The 14,411-nt window shown below is 69.4% G+C and carries 10 protein-coding genes; 7 read left to right on the plus strand and 3 right to left on the minus strand.

Translation table 11 applies throughout. From position 1 onward, the window contains the following. Nucleotides 1-247 precede the first annotated feature (247 nt). The 4 genes from metH to OG885_RS35895 all read left to right on the plus strand — a co-directional run bounded on the left by metH (nucleotide 248) and on the right by OG885_RS35895 (nucleotide 8,336). Nucleotides 248-3,763 carry a methionine synthase gene (gene metH / locus OG885_RS35880; protein WP_405738830.1) on the plus strand — a complete coding sequence of 1,172 codons (3,516 nt, stop codon included), beginning with the start codon at nucleotides 248-250 and terminating at the stop codon, nucleotides 3,761-3,763. Nucleotides 3,764-3,947: 184 nt separating this feature from the next. Continuing rightward, nucleotides 3,948-4,649 carry an HAD family hydrolase gene (locus OG885_RS35885; RefSeq protein ID WP_405738833.1) on the plus strand — a complete coding sequence of 234 codons (702 nt, stop codon included), beginning with the start codon at nucleotides 3,948-3,950 and terminating at the stop codon, nucleotides 4,647-4,649. A 434-nt stretch (nucleotides 4,650-5,083) separates the two neighbouring features. Continuing rightward, nucleotides 5,084-6,688 (plus strand): ABC transporter substrate-binding protein, encoded by a 1,605-nt coding sequence (locus OG885_RS35890; protein WP_405738836.1) that lies wholly within the window; start codon nucleotides 5,084-5,086, stop codon nucleotides 6,686-6,688. 67 nt (nucleotides 6,689-6,755) lie between these two features. Continuing rightward, on the plus strand, nucleotides 6,756-8,336 hold the full coding sequence (locus tag OG885_RS35895) for an ABC transporter substrate-binding protein (protein WP_405738839.1): 1,581 nt from the start codon (nucleotides 6,756-6,758) through the stop codon (nucleotides 8,334-8,336). 75 nt (nucleotides 8,337-8,411) lie between these two features. Here the strand turns inward: OG885_RS35895 and OG885_RS35900 are convergent, their stop codons facing one another. Further along, the gene (locus OG885_RS35900; RefSeq protein WP_020141342.1) at nucleotides 8,412-9,083 is read right to left on the minus strand and encodes a response regulator transcription factor; all 672 of its coding nucleotides are present in this window, start codon (nucleotides 9,081-9,083) and stop codon (nucleotides 8,412-8,414) included. Nucleotides 9,084-9,097: 14 nt separating this feature from the next. After that, entirely contained in the window at nucleotides 9,098-10,075 is a 978-nt protein-coding gene (locus tag OG885_RS35905) for a RecB family exonuclease (RefSeq protein WP_405738842.1), read from the minus strand. A gap of 176 nt (nucleotides 10,076-10,251) precedes the next feature. Between OG885_RS35905 and OG885_RS35910 the strand changes: the two genes are divergently transcribed. The 3 genes from OG885_RS35910 (at nucleotide 10,252) to OG885_RS35920 (ending at nucleotide 13,975) form a co-directional block, all read left to right on the plus strand. Further along, a complete protein-coding gene (locus OG885_RS35910; protein ID WP_405738845.1) occupies nucleotides 10,252-12,057 on the plus strand; it encodes a site-2 protease family protein in 1,806 nt (601 codons plus the stop codon). A gap of 226 nt (nucleotides 12,058-12,283) precedes the next feature. Beyond that, nucleotides 12,284-13,186: a tRNA (adenine-N1)-methyltransferase gene (locus OG885_RS35915; RefSeq protein ID WP_399957865.1), complete on the plus strand. Its 903-nt coding sequence runs from the start codon at nucleotides 12,284-12,286 to the stop codon at nucleotides 13,184-13,186. 210 nt (nucleotides 13,187-13,396) lie between these two features. Beyond that, nucleotides 13,397-13,975: a hypothetical protein gene (locus tag OG885_RS35920; RefSeq protein WP_405738848.1), complete on the plus strand. Its 579-nt coding sequence runs from the start codon at nucleotides 13,397-13,399 to the stop codon at nucleotides 13,973-13,975. Between the two features lie 22 nt (nucleotides 13,976-13,997). Here the strand turns inward: OG885_RS35920 and OG885_RS35925 are convergent, their stop codons facing one another. Beyond that, nucleotides 13,998-14,303 carry a ferredoxin gene (locus OG885_RS35925; RefSeq protein ID WP_405738851.1) on the minus strand — a complete coding sequence of 102 codons (306 nt, stop codon included), beginning with the start codon at nucleotides 14,301-14,303 and terminating at the stop codon, nucleotides 13,998-14,000. Nucleotides 14,304-14,411: the final 108 nt, after the last annotated feature.

Here is a 14,411-nt window from a genome sequence, read left to right on the forward strand (position 1 = left end):
CAATGTCGAACACTACTAGTCCATGCCGACCGACCGCCAATAGTCGGACGACACGTTTGCGCCACTCGACGCGCAGTCCTGCGTCACTCGTATCCCGCTGGTGACCTGCCCGTCATCCTCGTCCGCCCCGTGGACGCCCTGACCATCCGGGTCCGGTCCCGGCTACCCTGACGGCGTGCGCCCGCTGTGGGAAGTCCCGCGGCAGGACGCAAAGCCGACAGCCGTCGCACCCAAAGGGAGCCCTTTCATGGCCTCGTTGCCACCGTCCCCTTCCGCCGACAGCCGGACCCGTGTGTCCGCGCTCCGCGAGGCGCTCGCCACCCGTGTGGTGGTCGCCGACGGAGCCATGGGAACCATGCTCCAGGCGCAGGACCCCACGCTTGAGGACTTCGAGAACCTCGAAGGCTGTAACGAGATCCTCAACGTCACCCGCCCGGACATCGTCCGCTCCGTCCACGACGCGTACTTCGCGGTGGGCGTCGACTGCGTCGAGACCAACACCTTCGGGTCCAACCACACGGCCGCCTCCGAGTACGACATCGCGGACCGGGTCCACGAGCTGTCCGAGGCCGGCGCCCGCATCGCCCGCGAGACCGCCGACGAGTACACCGCCCGGGACGGCCGTCAGCGCTGGGTCCTCGGCTCCGTCGGCCCCGGCACCAAGCTGCCCACCCTCGGCCACATCGACTACGCCACCATCCGCGACGGCTACCAGGCCAACGTCGAGGGCCTGCTCGCCGGCGGCGCCGACGCCTTGATCGTCGAGACCACCCAGGACCTGCTCCAGACCAAGGCCTCCGTCCTCGGCGCCCGCCGCGCCATGGAGGCCACCGGCGCCGACGTACCGCTCGTCGTCTCCATGGCCTTCGAGACGACCGGCACCATGCTCCTCGGCTCCGAGATCGGCGCCGCGCTCACCGCGCTGGAGCCCCTCGGCATCGACATGATCGGCCTGAACTGCTCCACCGGCCCCGCCGAGATGAGCGAGCACCTGCGCTACCTCACCCGGCACTCCCGCATCCCGCTGCTGTGCATGCCGAACGCGGGCCTGCCCATCCTCACCAAGGACGGCGCCCACTTCCCCCTCGGCCCCGAGGGCCTGGCGGACGCCCAGGAGAACTTCGTACGCGACTACGGTCTGAGCCTCATCGGCGGCTGCTGCGGCACCACCCCCGAGCATCTGCGCCAGGTCGTCGAACGCGTCCGCGACCTCACCCCTGCCGAGCGCAACCCGCGCCCCGAGCCCGGCGCCGCCTCGCTCTACCAGACGGTGCCGTTCCGTCAGGACACGGCGTACATGGCGATCGGTGAGCGGACGAATGCCAACGGGTCGAAGAAGTTCCGTGAGGCGATGCTGGAGGGTCGCTGGGACGACTGTGTGGAGATGGCCCGGGACCAGATCCGCGAGGGTGCGCACATGCTGGACCTGTGCGTGGACTACGTCGGCCGTGACGGTGTGGCGGACATGGAGGAGCTGGCCGGACGCTTCGCCACCGCCTCCACCCTGCCGATCGTCCTGGACTCGACCGAGGTCGACGTCATCCAGGCCGGTCTGGAGAAGCTGGGCGGGCGTGCGGTCATCAACTCCGTCAACTACGAGGACGGCGATGGCCCCGAGTCCCGGTTCGCGAAGGTCACCAAGCTCGCCCAGGAGCACGGGGCGGCGCTGATCGCGCTGACCATCGACGAGGAGGGCCAGGCCCGTACCCCCGAGACGAAGGTCGCCATCGCCGAGCGGCTGATCGACGATCTGACCGGGAACTGGGGCATCCACGAGTCGGACATCCTCATCGACACCCTGACCTTCACGATCTGCACGGGTCAGGAAGAGTCGCGCAAGGACGGTATCGCCACCATCGAGGCGATCCGCGAGCTCAAGCGGCGTCACCCGGACGTCCAGACGACGCTGGGCCTGTCGAACATCTCCTTCGGCCTGAATCCGGCCGCCCGCATCTTGCTCAACTCCGTCTTCCTGGACGAGTGCGTCAAGGCCGGTCTGGACTCGGCGATCGTGCACGCCTCGAAGATCCTGCCGATCGCCCGGTTCAGCGAGGAGGAGGTGCAGACGGCCCTTGATCTGATCTACGACCGTCGTGCCGAGGGTTATGACCCGCTCCAGAAGCTGATGGCGCTGTTCGAGGGCGCCACCGCGAAGTCGTTGAAGGCGGGCAAGGCCGAGGAGCTGGCCGCGCTGCCGCTGGAGGAGCGGCTGAAGCGGCGGATCATCGACGGCGAGAAGAACGGCCTCGAACAGGACCTTGCCGACGCTCTCCAGACTCGTCCGGCGCTGGACATCGTCAACGAGATCCTGCTGGACGGCATGAAGGTCGTCGGTGAGCTGTTCGGGTCGGGGCAGATGCAGTTGCCGTTCGTGTTGCAGTCGGCCGAGGTGATGAAGACGGCGGTCGCCTATCTCGAACCGCACATGGAGAAGTCGGACGCGGAGGGCAAGGGCACGATCGTGCTGGCCACCGTGCGCGGGGACGTCCATGACATCGGCAAGAACCTGGTCGATATCATCCTGTCCAACAACGGCTACAACGTGGTCAACCTGGGCATCAAGCAGCCGGTCTCCGCGATCCTGGAGGCGGCCGAGGAGCACCGGGCCGATGTGATCGGTATGTCGGGGCTGCTGGTGAAGTCCACGGTGATCATGAAGGAGAACCTGGAGGAGCTCAACTCCCGGGGCATGGCCGCCGATTACCCGGTCATCCTGGGTGGTGCGGCGCTGACCCGGGCGTATGTCGAGCAGGATCTGCACGAGATCTACGAGGGCGAAGTCCGTTACGCCCGCGACGCATTCGAGGGTCTGCGGCTGATGGACGCGCTGATCGGTGTGAAGCGGGGCGTGCCGGGGGCTGCCCTGCCCGAGCTCAAGCAGCGCCGGGTGCGTGCCAGTTCCGTACAGGTCGAGGAGGAGCGCCCCGAGGAGGGGCACGTCCGCTCCGACGTCGCCACCGACAACCGCATCCCCACGCCGCCGTTCTGGGACACCCGCGTCATCAAGGGCATCCAGCTCAAGGAGTACGCCTCCTGGCTCGACGAGGGCGCCCTCTTCAAGGGGCAGTGGGGGCTGAAGCAGGCGCGCACGGGCGACGGGCCCACCTACGAGGAGCTCGTCGAGACCGAGGGCCGGCCGCGGCTGCGCGGGCTGCTCGACCAGCTCCAGACGGAGAACCTGCTGGAAGCGGCCGTGGTCTACGGCTACTTCCCGTGCGTCTCCAAGGACGACGACCTGATCATCCTCGACGACCAGGGCAACGAGCGCACCCGCTTCACCTTCCCGCGGCAGCGCCGTGGACGTCGGCTGTGTCTGGCCGACTTCTTCCGCCCGGAGGAGTCGGGGGAGACCGACGTCGTCGGCCTCCAGGTCGTCACCGTCGGCTCCCGCATCGGCGAGCAGACGGCGAAGCTCTTCGAGGCGAACGCCTACCGCGACTACCTCGAACTGCACGGCCTGTCCGTCCAGTTGGCCGAGGCCCTCGCCGAGTACTGGCACGCGCGCGTGCGTTCGGAGCTGGGCTTCGCCGGTGAGGACCCCAGCGACATCGAGGACATGTTCGCCCTGAAGTACCGGGGCGCCCGCTTCTCGCTCGGCTACGGCGCCTGCCCCAACCTGGAGGACCGCGCCAAGATCGCCGACCTGCTCCAGCCCGAGCGCATCGGCGTCCACCTGTCCGAGGAGTTCCAGCTGCACCCCGAGCAGTCCACGGACGCCATCGTGATCCACCACCCGGAGGCGAAGTACTTCAACGCCCGCTAGCGGGGTCCTCGAAACCGGCATAAGCGCAGCTCGAGACCGCCCTCCGTGGTACTTGAGATGTGCCCCGGAGCACCTCGGTCAAACGAGGCGCATCCTCCGGGACAGTCGTACACTGGACGGTCCATCGCAGGCCGGTTCCCTCCATGGGAACCGGCCTGATCGTCCCTCAAGGAGGTGCGCCTACATGACCAGTACGGTCCCCGCGCTCGGAACCCGTACGGCCGAAGGGTCGGCCCTGCAGGCCGTGCTCCTCGACATGGACGGCACCCTGGTGGACACCGAGGGCTTCTGGTGGGACGTCGAGGCCGAGGTCTTCGCCGGTCTCGGCCACACCCTCGACGACTCCTGGCGCCATGTCGTGGTCGGCGGTCCCATGACCCGCAGCGCGGGGTTCCTCATCGAGGCCACCGGCGCCGACATCACCCTCCCCGAGCTCACGGTGCTGCTCAACGACGGCTTCGAGGACCGCATCGGGCGCACCCTGCCGCTGATGCCGGGCGCCCTGCGGCTGCTGGCCGAGCTCGCCGAGTACGAGATCCCCACCGCCCTGGTCTCCGCCTCCCACCGGCGCATCATCGACCGGGTCCTGACCTCTCTGGGCCCCCAGCACTTCAGCCTCACCGTCGCCGGTGACGAGGTGGCCCGCACCAAGCCGCACCCCGACCCCTATCTCTTCGCCGCGGCCGGGCTCGGCGTGGATCCGGCCAGATGCGCCGTCGTCGAGGACACCGCCACCGGCGTGGCCGCCGCCGAGGCCGCGGGCTGCCAGGTCGTGGCGGTGCCGTCCGTCGCCCCCATCGCCCCCGCCGCCCGCCGCACCGTCGTCAGCTCGCTCGAAGAGGTCGACCTGGCATTTCTGCGCGGTCTGATGACGGAAATGCGCTGAGCGTTCACCCAGCGTGCAGTGTCGATAACGAGGAAATTCCCGGGCCCGCGCGCAAAGGAATTCGAATCCAGGCAGAGGTCTTGACCGGTGGCCGAATTCCGGTACGGCTACACCTTGTTGAGCATGTGACGTTCCCCACTTCACGGGAGGTCGACAGGTAGCGCGGCCTGTGCTTGCGGCCCGCAATGGGGGGATTGTGTCGTGCCCTTGTGTCCCGATTGATGGAAGCCTGCACTAATCCTTCCCCTGTCGGGTTTTCGGTGTGTCCGCACCCGGTTTCGCTCCGTGATGGCACTTCAACTCCGGTGCCTGCGAACCGCCCTTCGGGCGCGGACTAATCTCGTCGCGAGAACATCACCGCACCCCCCGTGGATCCGCCGCACCACCCATGCATGCCGGATACACGGACTCGACAGCTCTGGAGAAACTCGAGCATGAACCGCAAGACTTTGGTGCTGCCGGCCGTGATCGGTCTGCTCGCCCCGGTTCTCGCCGCGTGCGGCGGATCTGACGGCGGCAGTGGCGGCGGAGACGCGATAGTCGTCGGCACCACGGACGCGGTCACTGCCTCGAAGGACGCCCCCGCCCCGCTCGACCCCGCCTACGCCTACGACGCCGGCATCTGGAACATCCTGCGCCAGACCGTGCAGACCCTGATGATCCAGCCGCGCGGCGAGGGCGAGCCCGTGCCCGAGGCCGCCGAGAGCTGCGGCTTCACCGACACCGGCAACGAGCGCTACGCCTGCAAGCTGCGCGAGGGCCTCAAGTTCGCGAACGGCGACGCCGTCACCGCCAAGGACGTCAAGTACTCCATCGACCGCGCGCGGGACATCAACGCCGAGGGCGGCCCGGTCGGACTGCTGTCCACCATCGACACCGTCGAGACCAAGGGCGACCGCGAGGTGATCTTCCACCTCAAGACGGCCGACGCCACCTTCCCGTACAAGCTCTCGACCCCCGTCGCCGGCATCGTCAGTCCCGACGACTATGAGCCCAAGAAGCTGCGCGACGGCTTCGACCTCGACGGCTCCGGCCCGTACACCATGTCGGCCGAGGTCAAGAACGATGAGCTGGTCAGCGCCGTGTTCACCAAGAACCCCAACTACCAGGGGACGCTGAAGGTGAACAACGACAAGGTCGAGCTGCGCACCTACGCGGACGCCGACGCCATGGGCACCGCCCTCGAGGACGGTGACATCGACGTCATGGGCCGCACCATGTCGCCGGAGCAGATCGAGAAGCTCTCCGCGTCCTCCGACAGCGATGTCGACCTGGTCGAGATGCCCGGCCTGGAGATCCGCTACCTCGCCTTCAACACCGACGCCGCCACGGTCAAGACCAAGGCCGTGCGCCAGGCGATGGCCCAGATCGTCAACCGCAGCGAACTCGTCGCCAAGGTCTACGGCTCCGAGGCCGAGCCGCTGTTCTCGCTGGTCCCGGCGAGCATCGTCGGCCACTCCAACTCGTTCTTCAACAAGTACGGCGACCCCAGCAAGACCAAGGCCACCGCCCTGCTGACCAAGGCGAACATCACCACCCCGGTCAAGCTGACCCTGCACTACACGACCGACCACTACGGCTCGGCCACCAAGCTGGAGTTCGAGCAGCTCCAGAAGCAGCTCAACGCCAGCGGCCTGTTCGACGTCAGCATCAAGGGCGAAGCCTGGAAGACCTTCCGCCCTGCCGAGCAGAAGGGCGCGTACGACGTCTACGGCATGGGCTGGTTCCCCGACTTCCCCGACGCCGACAACTACCTCGCGCCGTTCCTCGACAAGGGCAACTTCCTCGGCTCGCCCTACGCCAACAGCGAGATCCGCAACACCCTGATCCCGGAGTCCCGCCGCCAGGCCGACCGGCTGTCCGCCTCCACCAGCCTCACCGACATCCAGGACATCGTCGCCGCCGACGTCCCGGTGCTCCCGCTGTGGCAGGGCAAGCAGTACGTCGCCGCCCGCGACGACATCACCGGCACCGCGTACGCCCTCAACTCCTCCTCCACCCTTCAGCTGTGGGAGCTCGGCCGTGGCGTGAGCGGCTGATCGTCCCCTGCCCGGGGCCCGGGACGGCCGGCCCGGGATTCGACCACCGACGACAAGGCACTCGTACGTGAACATGCGCAACCAGTGGCCAGTCCTGCCGATCATGGCGGGGCTGGCCTCCGGCCTGTTGACCGGATGCGGCACGGAGAACGGGGCATCCGGAAGCGGCGGCTCCGCCGTCGTCATGGGGATGTCCGACGACGTCCTGGCCACCGACCCGGCGTCCGGCTACGACCCCGGCTCATGGCTGCTGTTCAACAACGTCTTCCAGTCGCTGCTGAGCTTCCCCAACGGCGGCACCGAGCCGGTACCCGAACTCGCCGAGAGCTGCGCGTTCAGCGACACCAGGACCCAGGTCTACAAGTGCAAGCTGAAGGACGGTCTGAAGTTCAGCAACGGTGACTCGCTCACCTCGGAGGACGTCAAGTTCTCCTTCGACCGCATGCTGAAGATCAACGACGACGCCGGCCCCGCGATCATGTTCCCCATGCTCGACAAGGTCGAGACGCCGGACGAGAACACGGTCGTCTTCCAGCTGAACACCCCCGACGCCACCTTCCCGAGCAAGATCGCCTCCGGTGCCGGCTCCATCGTCGACCACCGGCAGTACGACGCCGGCAAGCTGCGCGAGGACGGCGAGGCCGTCGGCTCCGGCCCCTACAAGCTGGACTCCTTCGGCGACAGCGAGGCCGTCTTCTCCGTCAACGAGAACTACGAGGGCAACGCCGACGTCAAGAACTCCGGCGTCACCCTCAAGTTCTTCCACGGCGACCAGGACAAGCTGAAGCAGGCCCTCACCGACGACAAGATCGACATCGCCTACCGAGGCCTCACCGCGAGCGACATCTCCGACATCGAGAACGCCGGAACCGACGCCGAGGTCGAGGTCGTCGACGGCACCAGCGCCGAGGTCCAGCACCTCGTCTTCAACATGGACGACCCGGTCACCGGCAAGCTCGGTGTCCGCAAGGCCATCGCCTACCTGCTCGACCGCGACGCCCTGATGGCCCAGGTCTACCAGGGCACCGCCACCTCGCTGTACTCGATCATCCCGGCCGGTATCGCGGGCCACAACACGGCCTTCTTCGACACCTACGGCGCCCGCCCCTCCAAGGCCAAGGCCGCCGCCGCCCTCGACGCCGAAGGCATCACCGGCAAGGTCAAGCTCACCCTCTGGTCCACCCCGACCCGCTACGGCCCCTCCACCGACCAGGAACTCAAGGCGATCGCCGAACAGCTCAACAAGAGCGGCCTGTTCGACGCCGACGTCGAGTCCGTCGCCTACGACCAGTACGAGAAGGACATAGCCAAGGGCAAGTACGGCGTCTACGTGAAGGGCTGGGTCCCCGACTACCCGGACGCCGACAACTTCACCGCCCCCTTCTTCGGCAAGGGCAACGTGCTGAGCAACAACTACACCAACAGCATGATCACCGACACGCTCATCCCGCGCACCGCCGCCCAGAGCGACCGCTCCGCCACCGACGACGACTATGCCCGCCTCCAGGACACCGTCGCCGCCGAACTCCCGGTCCTGCCCCTGTGGCAGGCCAAGCAGTACGCCGTCGTCCGCGACAACGTCTACGGCCTGGAGTACTGCCTCGACGCCTCGACCGTCTTCCGCTTCTGGGAGATCAGCAAGGGCTGACCCGGCACCCACAGCACAAAGAAGGGCGCCCCCTCTTGGGAGGGGGCGCCCTTCGCCGTCATACCCGCGGTTCCGCTACTGCGCGCCGGGGCGCACCAGCCCGCTCTCGTACGCATAGACCGCCGCCTGCACACGGTCCCGCAGCCCCAGCTTGGTCAGCACATGGCCCACATGCGTCTTCACGGTGGTCTCGCTGACGAACAGATCGGCGGCGATCTCCGCGTTCGACAGCCCGCGCGCCACCAGCTTCAGCACCTCGACCTCACGGTCCGTGAGCGTGTGCAGCGTGTCGGGGACCGGCTCGTCACCCGACGGCAGATGCGTGGCGTACTTGTCGAGCAGCCGGCGCGTGATGCTCGGCGCGAGCATCGCCTCACCCGCGGCCACCACCCGGATCGCCTGCACCAGCTCATTGGCCGGGGCGTCCTTGAGCAGGAAGCCGCTGGCCCCCGCTCGCAACGCCTCCACCACATACTCGTCGAGATCGAACGTCGTCAGCACCAGTACCTTCGCCGGGCCGTCCCGCCCCGGCCCGGTGATCTGCCGTGTCGCCTCGACGCCGTCCATCCGCGGCATGCGGATGTCCATCAGCACCACGTCGGGCTGCAACGCCCGCACCTGGTCGAGCGCCTGGAGGCCGTCCCCGGCCTCCCCGACGACAGCGATGTCCTGCTCCGCTTCCAGGATCATCCGGAAGCCGGTACGCAGCAGCGGCTGGTCGTCGACCAGTAGGACGCGGATGGCCACGTGACACTCCTTCGCTAGCCCGGCCCCATTCTGCCCTGTTGGGCCTGGCCGGACTCGGCCGCCCTCACCGGCAGCGGATACGGCGGGGGAGTGCCACCGAACTCCGGGCAGTGAGCCTGGTGATCGCACCAGCCGCACAGCTTCGTCGGCCTCGGCCGCCACTCGCCCGTCTCCGTCGCCAGCCGGATCGCCTCCCACAGCGCCAGCAGCTTGCGCTCCACCCGCTCCAGATCGGCCAGAACAGGGTCGTACGTCAGGACGTCACCGCTGCCGAGATACACCAGCTGCAGCCGCCGCGGCACGACCTGCTTCAGCCGCCACACCACCAGCGCGTAGAACTTCATCTGGAACAGCGCGCCCTCGGCGTACTCCGGCCGCGGCGCCTTGCCCGTCTTGTAGTCGACGATGCGCACATCCCCCGTCGGCGCCACGTCCACCCGGTCGATGATCCCGCGCAGCTTCAGCCCGGACTCCAGCTCGGCCTCGACGAACAACTCCCGCTCGGCCGGCTCCAGCCGCGTCGGATCCTCGAGACTGAACCACCGCTCCACCAGCTGCTCGGCCTCCCCGAGCCACTGCGCCAGCCGCTCACCCTCCGGATCGTCGGCGAACAGCTCCACGACCTCGGGCCTCGACTCCCGCAACCGGTCCCACTGACCGGGGATGAGCGACTTCGCCCGCGGCGGCGTCCGCTCGCCCGCCGGAGCGTCGAACAGCCGCTCTAGCACCGCATGCACCAAGGTGCCCCGCGTCGCCGCCTCACTCGGCTTCTCCGGCAGCCGGTCGATCACCCGGAACCGGTACAGCAACGGGCACTGCATGAAGTCGCTCGCACGCGACGGCGACAACGACGCGGGCGCTATGGCGACACGCGCCTCGGCCGTGACCGTCACGTCCTGTGCCGTCGCCGCCTGCTCGCCCACGACCGGCGGGGCCACATCCGCGACCCCGCCGCCGGCGGCCTCGGCCGCGCCCTCGGTGCTCGTCTCCATGACCACAGACCATACGGCCCACCACTGACAGTGACCCACTCGCGGCCGCGCCCGCGCACGACAGCCACGGAAACACAGGGGGTGCCGGGGCGGAACGCGCCACGACCGCCGCATACCATCGACCACGAGACCCTTCCGCCGGCAGGCGCGGAAGACGCTTCGAACGAGGGGACACCGTGGACGAGAGCGGCGGGAGCGGGCAGCCGCGGTCCGGCAACGACGAGCCGACCCAGCACGCAGGCCCTACGGCCCCGGCCGCCGACCCCGCATCCCCTCCACCGCCCGCACCCGAGCAACCCCCCGCGGACGCGACGGACACCGACGCCGACACCGGGACAGCGGACGAGACACCCTCGAAGACCGGAACGCCGCAGCCCGACGACCCGACCACCGTCCCGGACACCACCGCCTCCCCGGCCCCTCCGACGCCGACAGAGGCCTCGCCGAGCGAGAGCACGAACACCTCGCGGACCGGGCGCGCGGACGCCTCGCCGAACGAGGGGACGGCTCCCTTGCCGACCGGGGGCACGGAAACTCCGGCTTCTCCGACCGGCACCCCCACCGCCCCGCCCCGTGCCACGGCCGAGCCCACCTCGGACCGTGCCGCCCGGGAGAGCACCCCGGACGCCGAGGCGCACCGGCAGGACAAGACGACGCAAGACCCCGCGGCCGACGGCACGACCGACACGCCCCCGCCCGCACCCCCCACGGCGTCCACGCCCCCCACTGCCGCCGACGCCCACCCGGCCCCGAACAACCCCACCCCCCAGGACCACCGCACCCTCGCGCACTCCGGCACCACCAAGGGACGCCCGCCGCGGCGCCCACGCGATCCCGGGGGCGGCATCCTCATGGGACGCCCCTTCGGCGTACCCGTGTACGTCGCGCCCAGCTGGTTCCTCGTGGCCGCGCTCATCACCTGGGTGTTCGGCGGGCAACTCGACCGCGTCCTGCCCGAACTCGGCGCCGCCCGCTACCTCGTCTCCCTCTTCTTCGCCGTCGCCTTCTACGCCTCGGTCCTCATCCACGAACTGGCCCACACGGTCGCCGCCCTCCGCTTCAAGCTGCCCGTACGCCGCATCCAGCTCCAGTTCTTCGGCGGCGTCTCCGAGATCGAGAAGGAGGCCGAGACCCCCGGCAGGGAATTCGTACTGGCCTTCGTCGGCCCGCTGCTCTCCCTCGTCCTCGCCGGCGTCTTCTACGTCGCCCTCCAGCCCGTCGAACCCGGCACGGTCCCCGGCGTCCTGCTCGCCGGCCTGATGATCTCCAACCTCATCGTGGCCGCCTTCAACCTCCTGCCCGGCCTGCCCCTGGACGGTGGCCGCATGCTCCGCGCCGTCGTCTGGAAGATCACCGGCAAGCCCATGAGCGGCACCATCGCCGCCGCCTGGGTCGGCCGCGCCCTCGCCGTCTCCGTCCTCATCGGCCTCCCGCTGCTCACCCAGTCCGGAGCCCTCGGCTCCAACGCCGAGGACAACGTCGGCATGGACACCGTCATGGACGCCCTGCTCGCCGCCATCCTCGCCGCGATCATCTGGACCGGCGCCGGCAACAGCCTCCGCCTGGGCCGCCTGCGCGAACACCTCCCCGAACTCCGCGCCCGCAACCTCACCCGCCGCGCCGTCCCCGTCGAGACCGACACCCCCCTCTCCGAGGCCCTGCGCCGCGCCAACGAAGCCGGCGCCCGCGCCCTCGTCGTCGTCGACGCCGACGGCGAACCCCTCTCCCTCGTCCGCGAGGCCGCCATCGTCGGCGTACCCGAACACCGCCGCCCCTGGGTCGCCGTCAGCGGCCTCGCCCAGGACCTCACCGACGGCATGCGCGTCTCCGCGGAACTCGCCGGCGAAGACCTCCTCGACACCCTGCGCGCCACCCCCGCCACCGAATACCTCGTCATCGAGGACACCGGCGAGATCTACGGCGTCCTGTCCGCTGCCGACGTCGAGCGCGCCTTCGTCAAGGCCATGGCCCGCCCCTCCTAGGGCCTGTCCGGCGGATCAAGTCGCAGGAAAGCCGCGGCGCCTCATCGACGCAGGTGAGCGGGGGCTGGCGCGTTGGACTGCAAGGCGGAGGAGGGCGGCGACGCGGAGCGTCGTCAACCGACGACAACGCCGCAGGCCGGCGTGCCAGCCCCCGCGTCTGCGGCATGATCCGCCGGACAGGTCCTAGGTGGTCGGCGGCCTCCACAAACCCCGGTAGGCTGTTCACATGTCCGAACCGACCGGTGCCGCCCGCAGGCGCGGGCCTTTCAAGGTCGGGGACCAGGTTCAGCTGACCGACCCCAAGGGCCGCCACTACACGTTCACGCTCGAGGCCGGGAAGAACTTCCACACCCACAAGGGTTCCTTCCCGCACGACGAACTGATCGGTGCTCCCGAGGGCAGCGTTGTCCGCACCACCGGGAACGTCGCCTACCTCGCGCTGCGCCCCCTGCTCCCCGACTACGTCCTGTCCATGCCCCGCGGCGCTGCCGTCGTCTACCCGAAGGACGCGGGACAGATCCTCGCCTTCGCCGACATCTTCCCCGGCGCACGCGTCGTCGAAGCCGGCGTGGGCTCCGGCTCGCTCAGCAGCTTCCTGCTGCGCGCCATCGGCGACCAGGGCATGCTGCACTCCTACGAGCGCCGCGAGGACTTCGCCGAGATCGCCCAGCAGAACGTCGAGCGCTACTTCGGCGGCCCGCACCCCGCCTGGCAGCTCACCGTCGGCGACCTCCAGGACAACCTGTCCGACACCGACGTCGACCGCGTCATCCTCGACATGCTCGCCCCCTGGGAATGCCTGGAGGCCGTCTCCAAGGCACTCGTCCCCGGCGGCATCCTGTGCTGCTACGTCGCCACCACCACCCAGCTCGCCCGGACCGTCGAGTCCATCCGCGAGATCGGCTCCTTCAACGAGCCGACCGCCTGGGAGTCGATGATCCGCAACTGGCACATCGAGGGCCTCGCCGTCCGCCCGGACCACCGGATGATCGGCCACACCGGCTTCCTCCTCACCGCCCGCCGCCTCGCGGACGGCGTCGAGCCCCCCATGCGCCGCCGCCGCCCCGCCAAGGGCGCCTACGGCGAGGACTACGCCGGCCCCAACGCCGACGGAGGCTCCGGCCGCTGAGGCGGCCCCGTGCCGCGTACAACGCAACCGCGCCGCGGCCGAGTTCCCGACACCAGCTCCGGAACTCGGCCCCGGCGCCTTTTCGTTGCCGACACCGCGACCCCGAGACCTCGGACCGACAAGCACCGACCCCGCCGTTCCGCTCCCCTGTGACGTGTGGCACCATGCGGGACACCCCCACCGCCACAGCCCTCTCGGGAGTCACCCCTAGTGCAGCAATCCGCGGTTCCGGAACTCGCTCACACGCACACCCGCCCCATCCACTGGGTCGCCACCGCCACGGCCGTAGCAGGCGTCGTGGCCCTCTCCTCGGTGCTCCAGCCGAACCCGGCCACCGCCGCACAGGCCGCCGGCCCGCAGGCCCAGAAAGCCCCCGCGAGCGCCACCGCCCCGAACGCCGCCCGCGTCGACTTCCCGATCGACTGCGGCCCGGTCAAAGCCCTCGTGGTGAAGAAGGCCACCGGCGACCTCGACGGCGACGGCCGACCGGAGACCGTGGCCGTCGTCCACTGCGACGCCCCCATGGGCACCCCGCCCGACGGCGTCTACGTCCTCACCCAGGCCGCCGACACCAAGACCCCCCGCGTCGTGGCCACCCTGATCGACCCCAAGGACCGCACCACCGTCAAGACCCTCACCGTCTCCGACGCGACCGTCCTCGCCGACACACTCGGCTACTCCTCGGACTCCGTACCCAGTTGCTGCCCGGACGTGAAGGCCAGTGTGAAGTGGCAGTGGAAGAACGGCGCGTTCGTCCGCTCCACTCCCGCCGGCGCACAGAGCGTCTGACGCCCGCGCCCGCCGGCTCAGATCACCCCGCGTCGGGCCCGTACACCTCGACCCGGTCCGACACCCGGCGCACATGGATGCACTCGCCCGGACACTCCTTGGCCGAGTCCACCACATCCGTCAGCAGCGGCAGCGGGACCGGCGTCGTCGCGCCCTCGGCCTGAAGCAGCTCGTCGCCCGCGCCCTTCACATACGCCAGACCGTCGATGTCCAGCTCGAACACCTCGGGCGCGTACTGGACACAGATGCCGTCGCCGGTACAGAGATCCTGGTCGATCCAGACCTCCAGAGCCTCACCGTCCACCACGGCCTCCTGCTGCACGCTCACGTCTTTCGCCACCTCCAGTGCTCAACACCCCCGACCCTACCTCCGCCGACTGACAGACCCCCGTCGAGGAGCCTGGGCCCCAGGAGGCCGCCTGGAAGAGCCGTCGAG

The sequence above is a fragment of the Streptomyces sp. NBC_00028 genome (assembly GCF_045041065.1).
Classification (GTDB): Bacteria; Actinomycetota; Actinomycetes; order Streptomycetales; family Streptomycetaceae; genus Streptomyces.